The organism is Grimontia hollisae CIP 101886, from assembly GCF_000176515.1.
In the GTDB taxonomy this organism is placed as follows: Bacteria; Pseudomonadota; Gammaproteobacteria; order Enterobacterales; family Vibrionaceae; genus Enterovibrio; species Enterovibrio hollisae.
Window position 1 is genome coordinate 305,218 of record NZ_ADAQ01000010.1, and the last position, 20,639, is coordinate 325,856.

General features: G+C 49.5%; 17 protein-coding genes. 12 read left to right on the top strand and 5 right to left on the bottom strand.

The features are described 5' to 3' along the window. Nucleotides 1-64 precede the first annotated feature (64 nt). Complete coding sequence (locus VHA_RS06150; protein WP_005502808.1) at nt 65-1,528, top strand: hypothetical protein; 1,464 nt, start codon at nt 65-67, stop codon at nt 1,526-1,528. Nucleotides 1,529-1,639: 111 nt separating this feature from the next. Here VHA_RS06150 and VHA_RS06155 read toward each other — a convergent pair whose 3' ends face one another. Next, a complete protein-coding gene (locus tag VHA_RS06155) occupies nt 1,640-1,969 on the bottom strand; it encodes a MaoP family protein (protein ID WP_005502810.1) in 330 nt (109 codons plus the stop codon). A 651-nt stretch (nt 1,970-2,620) separates the two neighbouring features. Between VHA_RS06155 and VHA_RS18995 the strand changes: the two genes are divergently transcribed. Next, nucleotides 2,621-2,782, top strand: coding sequence for a hypothetical protein (locus VHA_RS18995; protein WP_005502814.1), 162 nt, complete (start codon nt 2,621-2,623; stop codon nt 2,780-2,782). Nucleotides 2,783-2,881: 99 nt separating this feature from the next. On the opposite strand, the gene nagZ is transcribed toward VHA_RS18995, so the two are convergent. After that, nucleotides 2,882-3,886, bottom strand: coding sequence for a beta-N-acetylhexosaminidase (gene nagZ / locus VHA_RS06160; protein ID WP_005502816.1), 1,005 nt, complete (start codon nt 3,884-3,886; stop codon nt 2,882-2,884). Nucleotides 3,887-4,037: 151 nt separating this feature from the next. Here nagZ and VHA_RS06165 point away from each other — a divergent pair, with 151 nt between their 5' ends. After that, nucleotides 4,038-5,132: an anhydro-N-acetylmuramic acid kinase gene (locus VHA_RS06165; protein ID WP_005502818.1), complete on the top strand. Its 1,095-nt coding sequence runs from the start codon at nt 4,038-4,040 to the stop codon at nt 5,130-5,132. A gap of 4 nt (nt 5,133-5,136) precedes the next feature. Here the strand turns inward: VHA_RS06165 and VHA_RS06170 are convergent, their stop codons facing one another. After that, complete coding sequence (locus tag VHA_RS06170) at nt 5,137-7,707, bottom strand: EAL domain-containing protein (protein WP_005502820.1); 2,571 nt, start codon at nt 7,705-7,707, stop codon at nt 5,137-5,139. Nucleotides 7,708-8,071: 364 nt separating this feature from the next. On the opposite strand from VHA_RS06170, the gene VHA_RS06175 reads away from it, so the two are divergent. The 5 genes from VHA_RS06175 to arfB all read left to right on the top strand — a co-directional run bounded on the left by VHA_RS06175 (nt 8,072) and on the right by arfB (nt 14,071). Then, nucleotides 8,072-9,070 (top strand): sugar-binding transcriptional regulator, encoded by a 999-nt coding sequence (locus tag VHA_RS06175; RefSeq protein WP_005502821.1) that lies wholly within the window; start codon nt 8,072-8,074, stop codon nt 9,068-9,070. 242 nt (nt 9,071-9,312) lie between these two features. Continuing rightward, complete coding sequence (gene tal, locus VHA_RS06180; RefSeq protein WP_005502823.1) at nt 9,313-10,263, top strand: transaldolase; 951 nt, start codon at nt 9,313-9,315, stop codon at nt 10,261-10,263. A gap of 107 nt (nt 10,264-10,370) precedes the next feature. Next, nucleotides 10,371-12,365, top strand: coding sequence for a transketolase (gene tkt, locus VHA_RS06185; RefSeq protein ID WP_005502829.1), 1,995 nt, complete (start codon nt 10,371-10,373; stop codon nt 12,363-12,365). 299 nt (nt 12,366-12,664) lie between these two features. Next, a complete protein-coding gene (locus VHA_RS06190; protein WP_005502831.1) occupies nt 12,665-13,582 on the top strand; it encodes a DMT family transporter in 918 nt (305 codons plus the stop codon). A gap of 75 nt (nt 13,583-13,657) precedes the next feature. Then, nucleotides 13,658-14,071, top strand: coding sequence for an alternative ribosome rescue aminoacyl-tRNA hydrolase ArfB (gene arfB / locus VHA_RS06195; protein ID WP_005502832.1), 414 nt, complete (start codon nt 13,658-13,660; stop codon nt 14,069-14,071). A gap of 16 nt (nt 14,072-14,087) precedes the next feature. Here the strand turns inward: arfB and VHA_RS06200 are convergent, their stop codons facing one another. Together VHA_RS06200 and VHA_RS06205 are read right to left on the bottom strand one after the other, a co-directional pair. Continuing rightward, nucleotides 14,088-14,273 carry a YgaP family membrane protein gene (locus VHA_RS06200; RefSeq protein WP_040528353.1) on the bottom strand — a complete coding sequence of 62 codons (186 nt, stop codon included), beginning with the start codon at nt 14,271-14,273 and terminating at the stop codon, nt 14,088-14,090. Between the two features lie 340 nt (nt 14,274-14,613). Continuing rightward, nucleotides 14,614-15,762, bottom strand: a complete 1,149-nt coding sequence (locus tag VHA_RS06205) for a Na/Pi symporter (RefSeq protein ID WP_050778531.1) — start codon at nt 15,760-15,762, stop codon at nt 14,614-14,616. 547 nt (nt 15,763-16,309) lie between these two features. On the opposite strand from VHA_RS06205, the gene VHA_RS06210 reads away from it, so the two are divergent. From VHA_RS06210 to VHA_RS06225, 4 genes are all read left to right on the top strand, one after another. Beyond that, the gene (locus VHA_RS06210) at nt 16,310-17,386 is read left to right on the top strand and encodes a TRAP transporter substrate-binding protein (RefSeq protein ID WP_040528319.1); all 1,077 of its coding nucleotides are present in this window, start codon (nt 16,310-16,312) and stop codon (nt 17,384-17,386) included. 72 nt (nt 17,387-17,458) lie between these two features. Further along, nucleotides 17,459-18,070, top strand: a complete 612-nt coding sequence (locus VHA_RS06215; RefSeq protein WP_005502840.1) for a TRAP transporter small permease subunit — start codon at nt 17,459-17,461, stop codon at nt 18,068-18,070. Then, entirely contained in the window at nt 18,061-19,416 is a 1,356-nt protein-coding gene (locus VHA_RS06220) for a TRAP transporter large permease (protein ID WP_005502841.1), read from the top strand. Before VHA_RS06215 ends, VHA_RS06220 begins: the two co-directional genes overlap by 10 nt. A 59-nt stretch (nt 19,417-19,475) precedes the next feature. Continuing rightward, complete coding sequence (locus tag VHA_RS06225; RefSeq protein ID WP_005502842.1) at nt 19,476-20,636, top strand: iron-containing alcohol dehydrogenase; 1,161 nt, start codon at nt 19,476-19,478, stop codon at nt 20,634-20,636. The last annotated feature ends 3 nt before the right edge of the window (nt 20,637-20,639 follow it).

Sequence of the window (20,639 nt, forward strand, 5' to 3'; positions counted from 1 at the left end):
CGCACCTATCACAGCGCCGGTGTTCATTTTCTATCTACGACATAAAAGAATTCGAGGAGGACTGGTGTCGACAGGGAAGCTACCGCCGGCGGCAGATGGATTACAACTCAACTTCTGTAAAACATTGGCGTGTCGAAACTTTGGATTGAGTGATGAGAAGTATTATTTGCTTCAAAATACGGATCCATCCCGTCCCGGCCTGGTATGCAGAGAGTGTGGTGCCTTTCCTCCTCTTCTTAACAACCAAGGCGTTATTGAAGAACTTAATCGCCTGAAAAAGCAGGATGCAGGCAACCTTGCAGCCTGCTTCACAGAAGGCTGCGAAGCGTATGGCAAACCTGTTTTAACTCACCGCGAACACTATCATGCATTTGGCTACAGCGGTGATCGTCAGCGCTATCGCTGTAAGCACTGTCAGGCGACTTTTGTTGATAAGTGGTCAAATACAAACCAGAAACTGAGCATACAACAACGCCTGTTAGGCTTGCTGTTTACCGGTCATCCAGTGCGCGAAATTTGCCGTAAACTCCACATCAATCCCAAAACGTTCTACGATCATCTGGAGCAGATCGCTGCACGATGCCGGAACAAGCTGGCAAGTGTTGACGCCCGCTTTATGCAACTGGCCAAACAACATCCATTGGCCTGCGCATTGACTCCTCTGCAGCCTAACAGCAACAACGGTGTGCTTTGGCTGACGACAGGCGATGCAAATCACGGTTATGTGCTGCTACAAAACATCAATTATTCCTCGCAAGAAGACAAACCCAAAGATCCTGTTGATATGTGTACGGACAATTCACGTCTGGTACCGGACAGTTTTGTACACATCTTGGAATCGCATGAGCCAAATCACACAGATCTGCTGAGCCAGATCAACGCCAAATACAAGGAAGTGCTTTCCCGCGCCAATGTCGAAGACCTTTACACACGCCCGATCCACATCGACTATCCCTCGAAAGGATGTTTGATCAGGCCACAGTATGCCGCCTATGCTCACTACTTGCGGTTACAAGAGCTGACAGACGATTGGGAAAATCTAACCATTTATTTGCCCCAGGAAACGTTGCTCCGCTCTGCCATTATCAGTGTGTTCAAAGAGCGTCTGCGCAATAAGCAATGTCATCCGGTGTATGTTGTACAGACACCACAGTGGAAAAAAAGAAACACAATAGAAAATATCGACATCATGCTACTTAGTTGGTGGCGGGACCGTTGGGCATTTAGCCAACAAGGGGACGAAGCCAAAGCAATTTGCCACTTAGGTCGTGACATAGGTAATGAAGTAGATTGGTTACAGTGTGCTTCAACAACCGCATTGGAAGAGTATCAAGATCGCTTCCATCATCACTTCCGGTCCCTGATTGATGAACCAAGACGCCGGTTACGTCCAGGAGGGTTGCTCCCGTTGCTCGATATATTCCGGGCATGGAACAATTTATGTCACCTAAAAAGTGACGGCTTCACACCAGCACAGGCACTCGGGTTAACACGCCATCCCTATACGCTGGAAAATTTGCTCGCGTAGTCGTTACAACTCTTAGGGTCTGCTGGCTTTTTACCATCCACAACCTCTGGATGTCAGGCAGTAAAAAAGCGAGCCTCAAATGCTCGCTTTTTTGTTTTGACATTATAGATGTTACTCGTCAGCTTCAAGATCAGAGTAATCTTCACTCGCGCTACTGCGGGAAGTGGAGCAAAGATTGTAGACGACATGTTTGTGGTTGATCTCTTTCAGATACTTCAACCAGCAAAGAGCGTAGCTTGATTCAGCCGCACGACGCCCCTTCACTTCGTCAACAAACTTTTGCTGCTCTTCGTCTTGTGGGACCATGGTACCATCGAACAATGCCTTCATAGTACGGCCACAGCTTTCCAATAGTTGTGCTTCTTTGATGGTAAAATACCCTGAACGAGCAAAACCTTTTGGAAAATGCTTGTCATCAAAAAACTTTTGACCACTAAACATTATTTAGCTCCTTAACAAATTCGTGCCTTATTCTTCATTAAACCACTAAGGTGTAAAGCAAAATATTGTTGAACTGACGATTAAGAAATTTAATTCTTAATGCGGTTTATAGCGGTGATTTCGAATTCTGTCGAGTTTTATCTAGATAAACTTTGACTAATTTCATCAAAGGTAGCGGAGAGGCTATATCACGTCGAGATGGTCAAAAAGCAACCTATTGTAATAGTGCAAAAAATGTCAGTGCCTAGCCATTTTCTTAACCACTATCCCCTAGAAAACTTTCCCTATTTCCTTCGCATCATTAGCCAAAAATTAGGCCTTACATCGCATTTTTACTGCATTACAGCCCGATAACAATCGCACGCGGACACAGGAAAAAACGCTGTTATCCTTTCATCTTCAAATGCGTAAGGTTTTGCCTACAGCTATCGAAAACTTTCATCGATGGCAGTGAATTTTTTCGTTTTATTTATTTGTAATATAGGAACTATGCTTGTTTGGAATTGGTGTCATAGTCATGCCAATAAAACATCATCAATAAGTCACAATACATCGGCTATATTTTCAAAGACATCGACTGACGCAATGTTAACGCGTTTGTTAAAACCAGAATCTATTCCGACGCATTGATAAACGAACAAGGTATAAATAATGGCCAAGTGGGAACAGTGGCTGAGAGACGACACAAAGCGCAAAGAGAAGTTTCATTCTAAATTCCACGATGAATTCGATGATCGACAACGTGGCAAAAAGGCACGTCGCAAGACGCGTCCTGGTCGTTCACTTCAAGAGGATTATTACCCGTTCGATTGATGCATTGATGTGAAAAAGCCAGCGTTTTTAACGCTGGCTTTGTTGTTTCAAACGACTGGTATTCCAATGTGGAACATGGCAAATCATCTGCCTGCCGACTTACTCTTGCTTTTCCTGCCACTCGACATGAAAGGCCTCGATGCGTTTTTGGGCTTCTCGCCACCTTTCAGTCCCTTGCAACTCTTTTACGCTGAAATGCTTTTTCTTGGCTAAATTGACCGCTTGTGGTACCTCAATGATTGGCAGGTTGTCGAGGGCTTCAATAGAAGACTGGCGGTTGTTGCAAAGTAGCAGCATATCGCAACCTGCGGCTAAAGATTGCTTACAACGTTCTGCCGGGCCGCCCATCACGGTCGCGCCTTCCATGCTCAGGTCGTCTGAGAATACAATCCCTTTAAAGCCAAGTTGTTCACGGAGAACCCGCTTCAGCCAGTAAGGCGAACCACTGGCTGGCAAATCGTCATAGTGGGGATAAATCACGTGCGCTGGCATCATGGCATCCAACACGCCAGCCTCTATCTGGGCAGTAAAAATCGCCATGTCCTGCTCGAATAGGTTGTCACGCTCATCTTTCGGACTTTCAACGTGTGAGTCAGCAATCACGGCACCGTGCCCGGGGAAGTGTTTGCCGGTAGTCGCCATCCCAGCTTCTTTCATGCCTTTCATGAACGCGGTGGAGTAGCGAATCACCGTATCATTATCCTCACCAAACGCCCGGCTGCCAATCGCTTTACAGTCAAAGCCGCGATCCAGCACAGGGGCAAAACTGATGTCGATATCATGGGCCATCAGCTCTGCTGCCATCAGCCAGCCTGATTCCTGGGCAATGGCCAGACCGTCGCGCATTTGTGCATAAGATTGCGCCGGTGGGATCAGCGTGAACTGTTCGCGAAAGCGTTGAACACGTCCCCCCTCCTGATCGACACCAATCAAAATTGGCCGTTTCGCTGCTTTTCGGATAGCGGTGGTCAACGCAGCCAACTGTTGGCTGTCGTGGTAATTGCGGGCAAAAAGAATGACACCGCCAACGGTCGGGTGTTGTAACAACTCACGCTCTTCTGCGCTGAGTTCGCCCCCTTCAACATCCAGCCACAATGGGCCCATGGTTCGCTCCTGTTTGTTTTACTCATTGTTTCAACCGACATATTACGCTGACACGCACACTCTAGAAAGCTAATCCCCGGAATTTAATACCCTCTTTTCACTCTCTGTGAGAGACTGAGGGAAAACCAAGGTACACAGGTAAACTGAAAACATGTATATCGGCATTATGTCCGGCACCAGTCTCGATGGTATTGATATTGTCGCGGCTTCTTTTTCTAACGCCGGTGTTGCACTGCACCATCAGGCTATGTATCCCTTTCATGAAGCACTGAAAGAACAATTGATTGCGCTCAGCCAGGGTGCTCCCGTTACACTCGAGGAAATCGGTACGATTGACCATTTTCTGGGGAAAACCTATGCCCAATCGGTTAACCGTTTCCTACAGGAAAACGCGCTGGAAGCCCGTGCTATTACAGCCATTGGCTGCCACGGACAAACTGTGTTTCATAAACCGACAGGCCCAATGCCCTTTACGATGCAACTGGGCGATGCCAACCTGATTGCGGCATTGACAGGCATTACGACCGTCGCTGACTTCCGCCGCAAAGACATGGCACTTGGTGGGCAAGGCGCCCCCTTGGTTCCTGCATTTCACCAGTATCTTTTTGGCATGAAAGACACCACAACAGTGGTACTTAACATTGGCGGCATTGCCAATATCTCCGTGCTTTCACCGGGCAATCCTGTTGTAGGTTACGATACCGGCCCGGGCAATATGCTGATGGACAGTTGGGTCCACCAACATCTCGGCAAGCCCTACGACAAAGACGGTGCTTGGGCAGCGAGCGGGGCGACAAATCAAGCCCTGCTGCGTCAAATGCTCAGTGATGATTATTTTGCGCTTCCAGCACCGAAAAGTACCGGACGCGAATTGTTTAACCACCGTTGGCTGGAAGCCCAGCTCAACCGGTTCAACGAGTCAGTGAAACCTGAGGATGTGCAAGCTACTCTGCTCGCCTTCACAGCCCATTCTATTGCAAATGATGTGCGCCGCTTTGGGCAAGGCGAGGTATTGGTATGTGGCGGTGGAGCCAGAAACAACGCCTTAATGGCTGCGCTTCAAGCCTTGTTGCCAGACTGGCAAGTGATGACGACAGATGACAAAGGCGTTGATGGCGATTCTTTGGAAGCACTGGCATTTGCCTGGCTGGCACAGCAAGCCCTTGAAGGAAAACCAGGTAACCTGCCCGATGTCACCGGCGCCAGTCGCCCATGCAGGCTTGGCGCCATCTATTACCCGGATTAATTGATTATCCCGATTGCGCACCAAAGCGGTTTGACCTTTTAAGGACAACCGGCACCTGGTGCGCTGTCCGCTTCAGGTATAACAGGTACTGGCTGAAACTGAGAGGTCGTGAATAGTGATAACCTTGGGCAATATCGACGCCATAGCGTTTCAGCACCGAGGCCGTTTCCAAATCTTCCACCCCTTCTGCCACTACCATCAAACCCAACGATTTGGCCATTTCAGTCGTAGCACGGACAATGTTCTGTTTACGCGGACTGTTGGTCAGGGTTTTAATAAAGCTCCGGTCAATTTTTAACTCAGTAAATGGTAACTGTGACAAGTAGGTCAGCGACGAGTAGCCCGTGCCATAATCATCAATCGACACTTCAATATCATACTCTGATAGACGGTCGATAACTTCATGCAGGCTATCGTAGTCTGACACCATGGTTGACTCTGTCAGCTCCAGGGAAAGTGTTCCTGTCGGCACATGGTACTTCTGGGCGATATCAGCGATTCTATCAACCAGATTGGGAATAACGATATCAGATGCACTGACATTGATAGACAGCCGACGGCTAAAACCCAGCTCAATCAGTTTACTTTGCTGGTAAAAAGCACGCTTAATAACCCAAAGCGTTAAGTCATTAATCAGCCCCACCTCTTCCGCCAATTTGACGAAAACCTCCGGTGAAACCTGGCCATACTTCGGGTGATCCCATCGCAGCAATACTTCTGAACCATGAATTGACCCTGTGCGCAAATCTACTTGTGGCTGGTGATACAGTTCCAGTTCATCTCTCTCGATGGCTTTTTTCAGATCAGACACCAACGACATATTTAGCGTTCGATTAAAACTGTTCAACGAATCATAGGTATTGAGACGCTTTTCTATTGGTGATGTTTCCGCCACCGCCTGCATCGCTTTGCGCAGTAACGTGTCATGTTGATTTCCATCTTTGGGGAATTCGCTTGAACCAATCGTGCCCTGAGTACGAATGCTGAGATCACTAAGCTCGACGTCGTTGTCGACCTCATCAAGCACACTTGCCAATAACAGTTTTATTTTCGCTTTTTCCGTCGATAACACCACAAAGCCAAACAGCCCATCATTGATGCAGGCAATACGGTGTGTGCGATCATCACCGCTTTCCAACACCTGTACAGTATCGCAATCCAGTGAATGATGCAGGCGATCGCACACTTCACCGATGAAGACTTTTTTTTGCTGTGAAGACATATAAGGCGCCAGAGAGTTAAATCTGTCTATCTGAAAGCAGCACAGGGTGAACGCACGGTTGCGGTCTATCAGGTTATCCATCACCAAGGAAAGAACATTAACATTAGGCGTGGCAGACACCGTGTCATGGGTCATTTGATACACCGATTGCTCCCGTTGCTGACGGAAACGCTCTGCCAACGCCAAGGCCATAAACATCACCGCGGTGACGTTGCCCAACATAAAGGCGTAGCGGGACGCCAGAGAATATTCAATGGTGCCGGTGATCAAAAGTGGCGGGAAAATGCCCGATATCACCAAGGGTATCCAAGAGAAAGTGAACATAGGGCTCCACTTCTGTGCCATCGTCCAACGTTTCCATACCAGTATGCCGATGAGGAGATAAAACACCGGTTGGATGGCAATAAGGAAAGTCGCAGCAATATATTCTGGGGTAACAAAAGAAATCAACATCAGCCCTAATAGCACCATCATGGCATAGTTCACGACCTGCCTGAGAAGGCTTTTGACTTTGTGAGAACGCAAATACAGATAGGCATACAAAAGCGAAAGCAGAAAAAGACCAAATGTCAGCCCCACTGTATTGTTACTGAAGAAAACCTGGATAGGCGCCGGAAACAGATAAATACCAAACCCGTGCACCGCGCCCAACTGGACCATTGAGACCAGCACGTAAAGGGTGTAGACGATATATACCCTTTCACGCAACATCGCGTATACCGCAAACGTATACGCCGCCACTGTCAGCATAATGGCAGTAAAGCCCCCCCATATTGCGTGCAAAAGCTGGGTCAATGTATGGAAATCATGTTTATCCATTACCCAGATCGGCATAACAGGTATCCCTTTAGAATAAACATGAAGATAGATATAGGAGCGCTCAAAGCCTTCCATCGCAAAATGGATAGCTGGTGGCATATCTCCAACCAGATAGCCTCTTTCAAGACTGTCGCCTAGCCGCCAACGCTTAACCTCACGACCAGATTCGTCATACTGGTAAATATTGAGCCTATCTATCATCGGCGTATCAAAATAGAGTGCTAGGTGACGGTATTCGGATTCAAGGTTTTGAATCTCTAACTGCACCCAATAGGATTTCTCACCGAGCGACCAGGGAATGTCTTTGGGATCCTCAATGGTGCGGAAGCTGGCCGATTCCCGGACATAACTGAAGACGTGGCTATTTGTGTTGTCAATAAAATAACTATAGCTTGTCTCTACATTTTCCGGTGAAGTCACCAAGGCAGGAAAGAGCCCGGCAAACCGTGCGCCCACGAGTGTACTCAAGAGGATGACAAAAAACGCCGCAGACAACCAAAGCGGACGGTTCGGGATCAAAGGCTGAAATTTCATTCATTGCTCCCGGGTCTGGAGAGTAAGGGGCAAACAAACAACGTTGACGAAAGCAAAGATGTTCGATACCTGGGCCATATAAACCAACCAATACGCAGCCTTCTATAATTTCACTGAAACCGTTATTAAACGAAGGTGGCTGCAAATAAATTTTGACAAAGATAGTTTCAATCTAGATACGAATGACTACTTTTTCAAACATTCAGAGGACATAACACACAAATAAATTGGTTCAGATACATGCTTCACCAATAAATGTGATCACAGAATGTGGCTGCAAACATATGATCCACTACTGAACATTTGTTCGTTTCTCTAAAACGCCGTAGACTCTGTATCAGTTCATATACAGCAGGATACCCGAATGATTTCCACACACACATTGAGCGGCAACTTTGAAAGCCTGCTCGATGACACTAATTTTCTCACCGAGATAGCGATTCTCTACTATCAACAGAACACAACGCAGGAAGAGATATCCAAAAAATTTGGGATCAGCCGGGCTAAGGTGAGCCGTCTGTTGCGCAGGGCGCGTGAAGAAGGGATCGTCGAAATTTCCGTCAAGTTTCATCCTGTGCACAGCGCACAACTAGAGCAAAGGCTGATGGAAAAATTCAGCCTGAAACGGGCGCTGATCGCGCTTGACCAACCGAGCGTCCAGGAACAACGCATCCAGGTCGCAATGCTGGTATCCTCTTTTCTGGATGGGAATTTACAGGAAGGCATGGTTGTTGCTGTCGGTCAGGGACAAAACGTGGCGGCCGTCGCTGATCACCCTGGCATTGTGTCACACCGCAATGCACGCTTTGTCTGTGCGATTGGCGGCACACACCGTAGCGGTGACATTATTAATGCCGACCACATCTGCCGTCGGTTGGCAAAAAAGTTTGGCGGCAGCAGTGAAACCCTGTACGCGCCTGCCTACGTGGATACACCACAAATCCGTGATGTGTTTTTGAGTCATCCCAACATTAACGAAACCCTGAATCAGGCGCGAAAGGCAGAGTTTGCCTTGGTCGGTATCGGTGACATGGATGAAAACAGCCACATGGTAAAGTTGGGTTGCTTCTCTGCCCGTGAATTTGTTGAAGCACGTCTCAATGATGGAATTGTGGGAGATATTGGTGGCTTTGATTTTTTTAAGCTCGATGGCAGCAGCGCCAAAACCCTGATGCGGAACCGAGTTGTTGGGCTTGAAATGAGTGATTTAAAGCGTATCCCCAATGTTATCGCGATAGCCAGTGAAAGCAGAAAAGCGTTGTCTATTCTTGGTGCCCTGAAAACCGGCACGATTGATATTCTGGCGACCAGCGCAAGTTGTGCAATGGCGTTATTGAATATGGTCGATAATGAATGTAGATGAATCAGGATACCCACGTTGGCTTCAGCGCATATTCAACAGAGAGGGTAAATAGCAAACGTTTCCATGAGATCGCGGTGATATTTATCAGATCAGAACGTTGACTTTATCGCACAAAAACACAAATATGACTTCATCATTTGCTCAGGCATGTTGCATTTGTTCATTTGATTTCTTACCCCGATACATCAAGTGTGCAAGTGCACTGTCCTGGGCCCCTATTAAATAAACAAAAGGTTTAAAAGATGAGCACGAAACTGGAACAATTACGCAAGCTCACAACCGTGGTTGCTGACACGGGTGATATTGATGCGATCACTAAATACCAACCTCAAGACGCAACCACTAACCCTTCCCTTATCCTGAAAGCCGCCGAAATTCCGAAATATGCGCCGCTGATTGAAGAAGCGATTGCGTATGCAAAAGCAAAAAGCAACGATATTGAACAACAACTGGCTGATGCGAGTGACCGCTTGGCAGTCAACATCGGCAAAGAGATCCTGAAAGTGATCCCTGGCCGTATTTCTACCGAGGTCGATGCGCGCCTTTCTTATGATTTCGAAGGCAGCGTCGCCAAAGCGCGTAAGCTTATCAGCATGTATAACGAAGCAGGTATCAGCAATGACCGTATCCTGATCAAGCTGGCGTCAACTTGGGAAGGTATCCGTGCGGCAGAAGTGTTAGAAAAAGAAGGCATCAACTGTAACCTGACCCTGCTATTCTCTTTCGCTCAGGCACGTGCCTGTGCGGAAGCCGGTGTATACCTGATTTCGCCATTCGTTGGCCGTATCATGGACTGGTACAAGGCCAAAGAAGGCCGAGATTTTGAAGCAGCAGAAGACCCAGGTGTGCTGTCTGTTACCAAGATCTATAACTACTACAAAGCGCACGGCTATGACACCGTGGTTATGGGCGCGAGCTTCCGTAACACCGGTGAGATCCTTGAGCTGGCAGGCTGTGACCGCCTGACCATCAGCCCACAACTGCTGCAAGAGCTGTCTGACGCAGACGGTGAAGTGGTGCAGAAACTGAACGACAACGTAGACGTAAAAGCGCGTCCAGCACCAATGACTCATGCAGAATTCCTGTGGGAACACAATTTGGATGCGATGGCAGTAGAGAAACTGGCTGAAGGTATCCGCAATTTTGCCGTTGACCAAGGCAAACTGGAAGACATGATCCGCAGTATGCTGTAACCGGAAAAACAGATTTACCCAGAGCGGCTATTGCCGCTCTCTTGTTTCCTATATCATTCGCTTGATTGAAATCAGATTTGAACACACTTCAACAAGGTAAGCCCAAGATGGAACGTAAAACCCTTGCCAATGCAATCCGTGCCCTCAGCATGGACGGTGTACAACAAGCTAACTCTGGTCACCCAGGCGCCCCCATGGGCATGGCGGACATCGCCGAAGTGCTGTGGCGCGACCACATGAACCACAACCCACAAAACCCTGCGTGGGCTGACCGCGACCGCTTCGTGCTGTCTAACGGCCACGGCTCAATGCTGATTTACTCCCTGTTGCACCTGACCGGTTACGACCTGTCTATTGACGATCTGAAAAACTTCCGCCAGCTGCACTCCAAAACCCCGGGTCACCCGGAATACGGTTACGCACCGGGCGTAGAAACCACCACCGGTCCGCTGGGACAGGGCATCACCAATGCGGTGGGTATGGCGATTGCGGAAAAAGCACTGGCCGCCCAGTTCAACCGTGACGGCCACAACATCGTTGACCACAACACTTACGTGTTTATGGGCGATGGCTGTCTGATGGAAGGTATCTCGCACGAAGCGTGTTCACTGGCGGGGACGCTGGGCCTTGGCAAACTGATTGCCTTCTGGGATGACAACGGCATCTCTATCGACGGTCACGTTGAAGGCTGGTTCACTGACGACACGCCGAAGCGTTTCGAATCTTACGGCTGGCACGTTATTCCGGCCGTAGACGGTCACGATGCAGACGCTATCAACGCAGCGATTGAAGCGGCGAAAGCAGAAACCGGCCGTCCGACCCTGATTTGTACCAAAACCATCATCGGTTTCGGTTCACCCAACAAAGCCGGCTCTCACGACTGTCACGGTGCCCCTCTGGGCCATGATGAAATCAAAGCCGCGCGTGAATTCCTCGGTTGGGAACACGGCCCGTTTGACATCCCGGCAGACGTTTACCGCGCATGGGATGCAAAAGAAGCCGGTGCAGCCAAAGAAGCAGCATGGAACGAGAAATTTGCCGCGTATGAAGCGGCTTACCCAGAGCTGGCTGCAGAATTCAAACGCCGCATGAGCGGTGAACTGCCAGCCGACTGGGACGCGCAAGCGAACCAAATCATTGCTGACCTGCAAGCCAACCCAGCGAACATCGCCTCACGTAAAGCGTCGCAAAACGCGCTGGAAGCGTTCGGCAAACTGCTGCCAGAATTTATGGGTGGCTCCGCTGACCTGGCGCCTTCAAACCTGACCATGTGGTCTGGCTCTAAGTCGCTGACCGCAGATGACGCATCAGGCAACTACATCCACTACGGTGTGCGTGAGTTCGGTATGACCGCCATCATCAACGGTATCGCCCTGCACGGTGGTTTTGTGCCTTACGGCGCGACCTTCCTGATGTTCATGGAATACGCACGTAACGCGATGCGTATGGCCGCACTGATGAAAGTGCAGAATATTCAGGTTTACACCCACGACTCTATCGGTCTGGGTGAAGATGGCCCAACCCACCAGCCGGTTGAGCAAATCGCCTCCCTGCGCCTGACACCGAACATGAGCACCTGGCGTCCGTGTGACCAGGTAGAATCTGCTGTAGCGTGGAAACTGGCGATCGAGCGTAAAGACGCTCCAACGTCTCTTATCTTCTCGCGTCAGAACCTGGCACAGCAAGACCGTACTGCTGAGCAGGTGGCTGACATCGCCAAGGGGGGGTACATCCTGAAAGATTGCGCAGGCAAGCCAGAGCTTATCCTGATTGCAACCGGTTCAGAGGTAGAGCTGGCAGTAGAAGCGGCAGCACAGCTGAGCGCTGAAGGCAAAGCGGTTCGCGTGGTATCTATGCCATCGACTGACACCTTTGACAAACAGGATGCGGCTTACCGCGAGGCAGTACTGCCATCAGACGTAACAGCGCGTATCGCTATCGAAGCGGGCATTGCCGACTTCTGGTACAAGTACGTGGGCTTTGACGGCCGCATCATCGGTATGACTACCTTCGGTGAATCTGCCCCAGCGGGTGAGCTGTTCAAGCTATTTGGTTTCACCACTGAAAACGTGGTAGAGACAGCCAGAGAGCTGCTGGCATAAGCGCTAAAATCCCCTTTATAAACCCGCTATCCGGCGGGTTTTTTCTTTTTTGGGCTAGCAAAAGCGGCTGCGAAAAGTGCCTTTAAGTTCTGACACAGATCCTGTTGGTGGTCATATTGGGTGGGTTCAGCGTTTTCCTTTAAACCCTTATGTGAGCTTTTCGATTGCCATCACCGTCATTGTGTACTGTTGAATTCCCACACAAAGTGAGTAATGGCACATTGCTGGCATCAGGTTGTTGCCAACGCGTTAACAAGATGCCTAACTGGACGGCTTGGTTGTAATGATTCTACAGACATATGACGCCTACCCGTCCTTCACTGACCTGGCTCCCTATTTTGCTCGCCGTTATCGCGACCATGAGTTGGGCAGGCAATATCACACTGGCCAAGCTGGTCAATGAATCGATCCCACCTATTGGGCTCGCTTTCTGGCGCTGGACAATCGCCTCATTGGTGCTGGCGCCTTTTGTTATCGGCCCAATGCAACAGCAATTTTCCCTGTTCAGGCAACATTGGCGGCTGGTGCTGCTTCTCGCGCTCTTTGGTGTCGCAGGGTACAACACCCTGGTCTACATCGCGCTTGAGGACACCCTCTCCACCAACGTGGTGATCTTGCAATCTTCCTCGCCCTTGATGATTTTGCTGGTTCAGTTTGTGCTGTTTCGCCAGTTCACCACCTTTAAGCAGACGTTTGCCATCTGTGTGTCCGCTATTGGGGTATTACTCATCATTACGAAAGGGCAATTGGCTATCGGTTTTGCCATCGGCCAGAGCGAGCTGATCGCCCTGTTTGCTATTTTGGTCTGGGCGACCTATTCCGTATTGGTACAGACACTTCCCCCCGCACTAAAAGGCTTGCCCATGCTGGGATATACTGTGTTTCTCGGCAACCTGATGCTGCTGCCGGTCTATCTGGCTGAATCACTGTGGATTGAAACCATGCCTGTTACCCGCGAGAGCATTGCCATTTCACTCTACACCGGCATTTTTGCCTCTGGCATTGCTTTCTTTTGCTGGAATGCGGCGGTGCAACGGATGGGCGCGGCAACAACCGGGCAGTTTATGCACCTGATCCCGGTTTTTGGGCTGATTTTTTCGATGCTGTTGCTTGGCGAGAAGCTACAGGGATATCACTGGTTGGGGATGGCTTTTATCGTTGCCGGCATTCTGATTGCCAACCTCTCCCGCGCCCAAAAACCGGTGACATCTCGCTAGGGTAGGCACAGGCAGGCAGCTTGGATATAGTAACGCCTCCTGAACTATGGACTGCCGACCTTACGAGAAAAAAACATGCTGTTTATTTCACACAACGTATCAATCCCCAATGACGAGATTGATCTTTCCTATATCCGTGCCCAAGGCGCCGGCGGACAACATGTAAACAAAGTGTCGTCAGCAGTACACCTTCGCTTCGACATTAACGCGTCATCACTGCCGGAGTTTTACAAAGAGCGCCTGCTGGCACTGAAAGACAGTCGGCTGAGTAAAGACGGCGTCATCGTGATCAAAGCGCAGCAATTCCGCACCCAAGAAAAGAACCGGGAAGACGCATTGCAGCGCCTGCAAGCACTGGTTAAAAGCGTGACTGCTGTACAGAAAGCACGCCGAGCGACCAAACCCACCCGCTCTTCTCAACGAAAGCGGATGGACAGTAAAACCCAGCGCGGAAAAACCAAATCACTGCGTGGAAAAGTGATGATCTAACGTCACCATGTCGGGTTTAACGAAAGCCTAATTTCTTAAACACCATGGCCGCAGGGCAAAACCCCGTAAAGGCACTCTGGATAAGATTAAACCCGACAAAGGCGGTCAACCAGATAAACAACGGGTTAACCCAAACAGTAAGTGCTAAAGGAACCAGCACCATTACGCCAGCAAAAATCCGTACTGCACCTTCAAGTGACATGCCTTTTTCTTGATCAGGACCTGAATCAACCTGTGACATAACTCTCTCCTTTTTCTTAACGTTTATCCTAAACACATTTAATTTAGCATAGCCTAATTAATCTATCGCTAATTTTATCTTTTCATGCCCAGACTTCACAATAAACCTGCAGAAGCCGTCACTGGCCTTCTCTCTGCTTCTTCCATAGTGTGCAAAGAACACCTGCCGGAGTTGTCCGGTTCCTGAACAGGCACAGGCAGGTTTGCAAGCCTTTTGCCCCCATGAGCACTGATATTCCTCAACGCAAAAAGCCCTGACCTTAAATAGGCAGGGCTTTTCTTTTGTCATCTTCTCAGAGCGGTTAAGACACTGACAACACCAGACCCGGCAGCAGCACAAATACAGCCCCAAGGTAAGCCGCAACAGCCAGTTTGGTCTTGGCTGCATACTCAGCCAATAGCTCTGCACATTTGAGTGGTAGCTCACGTAAGAAAGGAACACCGAAGATAACCAAAATACCCAATACATTGAAAGCCAGGTGAACCAAGGCAATCTGCAATGCGAATACGGCATTTCCACCCGTCACGGCAGTGGCTGCCAGCAGCGCAGTAATACAGGTACCGATGTTTGCACCGAGGGTAAATGGATAGACCTGACGCACGCTCAACACATTGGTGCCAACTAGCGGTACCATCAAGCTTGTCGTGGTGGAAGAGGATTGAACCAGAATCGTCACCAACGTACCGGAAGCAATGCTATGTAGCGGGCCACGGCCAATCGCACTGTTCAGCACTTCACGCGCTTTACCCACCATCAGTTTCTTCATCAGTTTGCCCATCACAGTGATAGACACCACCACCAGAAGAATACCGAATATTACCAGAGCTACGCCTCCCAGCGTACCCGGGAAGATTTCAAACACAGATTGAGCGCCATTGACCATCGGTTTTGTCAGGGGTTTGATGAAATTCAGGCCTTTCAGGCTCAGGTTGTCTGCCTGCATCAGTGGTGACACCAACCAGGCTGATATTTTCGCCAGAAAACCGGTCATCATTTCCAGCGGCAGAAAAAGGGCAACCGCAAACAGGTTGAAAAAATCATGGACAGTGGCACATGCAAAGGCGCGACGGAATTCGTCTTTACAACGGGCGTGACCAAGGCTTACCAGTGTATTGGTCACTGTGGTACCAATATTGGCCCCCATGACCATTGGTATCGCTGTCGCAACGGGCAAGCCTCCGGCAACCAGTCCTACAATAATCGCCGTGACAGTACTTGAAGATTGAATCAGTGCAGTACCGACGATACCAATCATCAAGCCGGCAACAGGATTAGAAGCAAACTCGAAAAGCTCTCTTGCCTGCTCGCCTACAGCCCACTTGAAACCACTGCCGATCATAGAAACAGAAACCAGCAGCAAATACAGCATACCAATGAGGGTTGCCCATTGAATGGCGCGTTTTGGGTTTGCGGACTGAGGTCCTTGTAGCGCATCAGACTGGATGCTCATAACTCACTTCCTGATAATAATGTTTTCAGTTCGAAGTGGATGCTATGAACTGAATATTACAGAAATATGAATACAAGATTTCAACAGCGATTTTTTTAAACTTTTTTTGCGCAAAGTACGACCAAGCAAAAATTTCTTAAATCAGATTGACAAAAATAGCTAATAGCAAGGCAGAAAAATGTTTCGAACTGTTACTGATAACAACATGACAGCCTTATCACCAGGCTAATAAAACCGCACAGCCCACCCTAAAACGTTTCATTATTGAGAAAAAGGCTTCAGGTAACTCTTGCCTTTTCATGGCTTTTCTTTGTTTCTCAAGCAGGGCAACTCGCTGATATTTAATCATTTTTCTTTCTCAATTCTCTTTTTTAAAACATATGACCATTTAATTAAACATGTGGAACCTTATATTGATTCGTTTTGTATCGATATAAACCTCTCTTGCAAAACCATATAATTAACAAAATGATAAATATTGTATCGATTTGATGACAAATGAGCGTAACTGCCTGATGTTGGGCATGAACCAGAGAGGACCAAGGCAATGATAAATAATGGATTTAAAGGAAGAAAAGCATGGACTGTCACGGTATTGGGCAGCGTTATTGCAGCAATGCTGGCCGTTCCAGTTGCAGCCCAAGAGAAAATCCGCTGGAAGGTACAAGCCGTATTTGGCACCCATTTACCAGCCTTGGGCGATCCGATCATGCAAGTTGCCGAACAGATTGAAAAAGCGACTGGCGGTGATATCCGGTTCAAAATCTATGAGCCGGGAAAACTGGTTCCACCTTTTGGGATCACCGAAGCAATCAAAAACAAACAGATAGATGCCGGTTATACCTGGCTGGGTTATGACCAGGGAAAAATCCCGGCAGCAGCCCTGTTTGCCGCCGTTCCTTTTGGTATGGAGCCATGGGAATACGCGACATGGTGGTATGAAGGAGAAGGTCAACAACTTGCCGAGGAACTTTACGGAAAACACGGCGTTCATCCTGTGCTGTGTAGTGTCATTGGTCCTGAAACTGCTGGTTGGTTTACCAAGGAAATAAAATCTCTCGATGACTTTAAAGGATTGAAAATTCGCTTCGCAGGCATTGGCGGCAAAGTGCTGCAAAAAGCCGGGGCATCAGTCACTGTGCTACCGGGCGGCGAAATTTTCCCCGCACTGGAAAAAGGCGCTATTGATGCATCCGAATTTTCCATGCCCGCCATCGATAGCATGATGGGTTTTGACAAGATTGCCAAAAACAATTACTTCCCTGGCTGGCACCAAACCTTCACCGCCTCTCATCTTGTCGTTAACAAAGACGTCTGGGATTCACTTGAAGCATCAACTCAATCCACGATCAACATGGCTTGCACCGCGGGCACATTCCGCGCACTGACCCGGGGAGAGTCGCTTCAGGGTGATGTGATGGCCAGGTTTGAAGAGAAGGGGGTAACCGCACGCTCACTGAACCCGGAGCTGTTGAAATCACTCAACACTCTGTCAACCGAAGTGATGACTGAAATTGCCGAATCAGACCCTGACTTCAAGCACATCTATGCCTCGCAACAAGCCTTTATGGAAAACTACAAACTCTGGAAACAGAAAGCCTACCTACCACGCGATTTCGAGTAATTCGGCAACTGGGATGACATAAACACTCCCCAGTCTGTGCGACCGGGGAGCTATTCATGGCAAGGATTCGCTATGCAAAACAGTAATACCAAACTCAATTTAGAAGCGGCGACAGAACCGGAAAACATGCTGCCAGAAACCCGCCTTTCCCGTGCACTGGACTCGGCATTACTCAGGATCGGCAATGCATTTTCCTGGGTCTGGGTCATTCTGATGCTGGTCATCATTACCAATGTGCTGATGCGTTACCTGCTAGGTGAAGGGCGAATCGAGTTTGAAGAGCTGCAATGGCATCTTTATGCGCTGGGTTGGCTGGTTGGCCTCTCTTACTGCATGGTTACAGACAGCCATGTCAGGGTCGATTTACTTCGCGACCGCTTCTCACTGAAAACCCAGGCAGTGATTGAACTGTTTGGTCTGGTGATCTTGCTCCTCCCCTTTCTGGCGCTGGTCTTCTGGTATGCGGTTCCTTTCTTTCTTTACGCCTGGGAACTGGGTGAAGTGTCTGCCGCGCCGGGTGGCCTTCCCTACCGCTGGGCGATGAAAGCCGTCCTGTTGCTCGCGTTTTGTTTACTGACCGTTGCGGCAGTTTCACGCCTCAGCCGGATATGCGCATTGCTCTTTCAGCCCTGTGAGCCACTTTCCAAAGCAGATAAACAACAGGAGTCATCATCATGGAAGTGAATGAAATCCTCGTCATACTCATGTTTGGCATGTTCATCCTATTACTGTTTACCGGGTTTCCTGTCGCCTGGGTGCTTTGTGGCATTTCACTGGTGTTCGTCCCCATCGCCATGTTGGCCGACGAATGGTTCGATGCCTTTATCGGCATCGACTGGAATTACGCCTCGCTAGTGGTGCCGCGTATGTGGGACATCATGACCAACTGGGTGCTGGTCGCCCTGCCCATGTTTATCTTTATGGGATTGATGCTGGACAGATCCGGTACCGCAGAAGACCTGATGGGCAATCTGGTCAGGCTGTTTGGCCGCGTGCGTGGTGGGCTTGCCGTTACCGTTACTTTTGTGGGTCTCTTACTTGCCGCCTCTACCGGGATCATTGGTGCCTCTGTCGTCCTGCTTGCCGTACTCGGCATGCCAATGATGATGCGGGACGGCTACAGCAAAGAATTGGCCTGCGGCACGGTTGCCTCAACAGGCACGTTAGGGATTCTGGTGCCGCCCAGCATCATGCTGGTCATGATGGGAGACAGGATCGGTATCTCAGTGGGCGATCTTTTCCTCGGCGCAGTCTTCCCAGGCATAATGCTCGCGGCATTTTATGTGACTTATATTTTGTCACTCGGTTACCTCCGTGCAGATGCTGCTCCAGTATCCAAAGATGCAGAGCCTATCAGCCTGCCCGTTGTCCTGAGTGCGCTGAGCGCAGCCTTACCCACTGCAACCCTTATCATTGCCGTGCTAGGCTCCATCTTTATGGGTATTGCAACGCCAACCGAAGCCTCCGGTGTCGGCGCGTTAGGCGCAACACTGCTGGCGGCAGCACGAGGAAAGCTGACCCTTCAGGTGTTGCGTGAAGTCGGCAGGGAGACGACAAAAACCACCGCGTTTATTTTTGCATTGATTATCTGCGCGACCGCTTTTTCATTGATTTTACGTGGCCTTGGCGGCGATGAGCTGATTGAGAAAGCGCTGACCAGCCTGCCTTTCGGCCCGGAAGGTATCGTGATCGCCATTCTGGTTGTGACGTTTCTCCTTGGCTTTTTCCTCGATTGGATTGAGCTGACCCTGATTATTCTTCCCTTAGTTGCCCCAGTCGTCAGCGCCATGGGATTTGATTTGGTCTGGTTCGCCGTGTTGTTTGCGGTGTGTCTGCAAACCTCGTTTCTTACTCCCCCTGTTGGTTTTGCCCTTTTCTACCTCAAAGGCGTGGTGCCAAAGGGGATCAACCTCATCCACATCTACCGGGGAGTAATGCCGTTCATTTTGTTGCAACTTATCGGGCTCGGGATTGTTTTTTGGATGCCCGCCATCGTCACCTGGCTGCCAAACGTGGTGTATTCACCCTGACATTTATCGCCCAAGACATTTCAGAAACCTGCTCATGCAAAAAATAACAAGGAGTTACTATGTCTCACTCAATCATCCTTCCGCGCCTGATGGAAATAGGTGACGGAGCCTTAAAGAAACTGCCGGACACACTCAGTGCCCTTGATTGCCGGAATCCGATAATCATCACCGACAAAACCATGGTCGCACTTGGGCAAAGCCAGAAAGTCGCCGGTTTACTGAAGCAGGCAGGCATTGAAGCCAAGGTGTTTGATAACACCATTCCAGAGCCCACAAATGCCTCCATCAATGCTGGGTATGTCACAATCACCCAAGGCCGTTATGATTCACTGATTGCATTGGGAGGTGGCAGCGTCATCGACAGTGCAAAAGCCATGGCACTGCTTGCCTGCTCCGGAGGTGTGATGCGTGATTACTGCTTTCCGCGCGTGGTTTCAGAGCCGGCACTGCCACTGATTGCGATTCCAACCACGGCGGGAACCGGTTCAGAAGTCACGCGGTTTACCATCATTACCGATGAAAAGAACGATGAAAAAATGCTCTGTGTCGGCCCCTCTTTCATGCCTTCTGCGGCGCTTGTCGATCCTCAGTTAACCCATACCCTGCCAACGCGGATGACAGCTGATACCGGCATCGATGCCCTGACCCATGCCATCGAATCTTACGTCAGCCGCAAAGGCAATGCTTTCAGTGATTTCCACGCCAGAGAAGCCATGCGCCTGATTGCACCCAATCTTCGACGCGTCTGTGAAGATGGCCGTGATGTGCAGGCAAGAGCTGACATGATGCTGGGTGCTACCCTTGCGGGCATCGCTTTTTCCAATGCCTCAGTGGCCCTGGTTCACGGCATGAGCCGCCCTATCGGCGCATTCTTCCATGTGCCTCACGGCCTTTCCAACGCCATGTTACTGCCGTCGGTTACGACATTTTCCCTTCCCGCCGCTCCCGAAAGGTACGCCGATTGTGCCAGGGCTATGGGGGTAGCAACCAAAGAAGACAGCACAGACGCAGCATGCCAGAAGCTTCTTGACGAGCTGGATGCGCTCAACCGGGATTTGAACGTCCCCACACCCGAGGGGTATGGTATCGACCGCGGCACGTTTTTCGAACATCTCGATACCATGGCATCACAGGCACTGGCCTCCGGCTCACCCGCCAATAACCCGCGTATCCCTAGCCATGAGGAAATGGTGGCGATATACACCCAGCTTTGGCGGTAAACA

What these genes read in the sequence shown, in the direction of transcription:
- VHA_RS06200 (WP_040528353.1), bottom strand. Translation starts at nt 14,273, where the DNA reads ATGTCACTTGAAGGTGCAGTACGGATTTTTGCTGGCGTAATGGTGCTG.
- VHA_RS18995 (WP_005502814.1), top strand. Translation starts at nt 2,621, where the DNA reads ATGGCCAAGTGGGAACAGTGGCTGAGAGACGACACAAAGCGCAAAGAG.
- VHA_RS06225 (WP_005502842.1), top strand. Translation starts at nt 19,476, where the DNA reads ATGTCTCACTCAATCATCCTTCCGCGCCTGATGGAAATAGGTGACGGA.
- VHA_RS06205 (WP_050778531.1), bottom strand. Translation starts at nt 15,762, where the DNA reads ATGAGCATCCAGTCTGATGCGCTACAAGGACCTCAGTCCGCAAACCCA.
- tkt (WP_005502829.1), top strand. Translation starts at nt 10,371, where the DNA reads ATGGAACGTAAAACCCTTGCCAATGCAATCCGTGCCCTCAGCATGGAC.
- VHA_RS06220 (WP_005502841.1), top strand. Translation starts at nt 18,061, where the DNA reads ATGGAAGTGAATGAAATCCTCGTCATACTCATGTTTGGCATGTTCATC.
- VHA_RS06190 (WP_005502831.1), top strand. Translation starts at nt 12,665, where the DNA reads ATGACGCCTACCCGTCCTTCACTGACCTGGCTCCCTATTTTGCTCGCC.
- VHA_RS06165 (WP_005502818.1), top strand. Translation starts at nt 4,038, where the DNA reads ATGTATATCGGCATTATGTCCGGCACCAGTCTCGATGGTATTGATATT.
- VHA_RS06210 (WP_040528319.1), top strand. Translation starts at nt 16,310, where the DNA reads ATGATAAATAATGGATTTAAAGGAAGAAAAGCATGGACTGTCACGGTA.
- nagZ (WP_005502816.1), bottom strand. Translation starts at nt 3,886, where the DNA reads ATGGGCCCATTGTGGCTGGATGTTGAAGGGGGCGAACTCAGCGCAGAA.
- tal (WP_005502823.1), top strand. Translation starts at nt 9,313, where the DNA reads ATGAGCACGAAACTGGAACAATTACGCAAGCTCACAACCGTGGTTGCT.
- arfB (WP_005502832.1), top strand. Translation starts at nt 13,658, where the DNA reads ATGCTGTTTATTTCACACAACGTATCAATCCCCAATGACGAGATTGAT.
- VHA_RS06155 (WP_005502810.1), bottom strand. Translation starts at nt 1,969, where the DNA reads ATGTTTAGTGGTCAAAAGTTTTTTGATGACAAGCATTTTCCAAAAGGT.
- VHA_RS06170 (WP_005502820.1), bottom strand. Translation starts at nt 7,707, where the DNA reads ATGAAATTTCAGCCTTTGATCCCGAACCGTCCGCTTTGGTTGTCTGCG.
- VHA_RS06215 (WP_005502840.1), top strand. Translation starts at nt 17,459, where the DNA reads ATGCAAAACAGTAATACCAAACTCAATTTAGAAGCGGCGACAGAACCG.
- VHA_RS06175 (WP_005502821.1), top strand. Translation starts at nt 8,072, where the DNA reads ATGATTTCCACACACACATTGAGCGGCAACTTTGAAAGCCTGCTCGAT.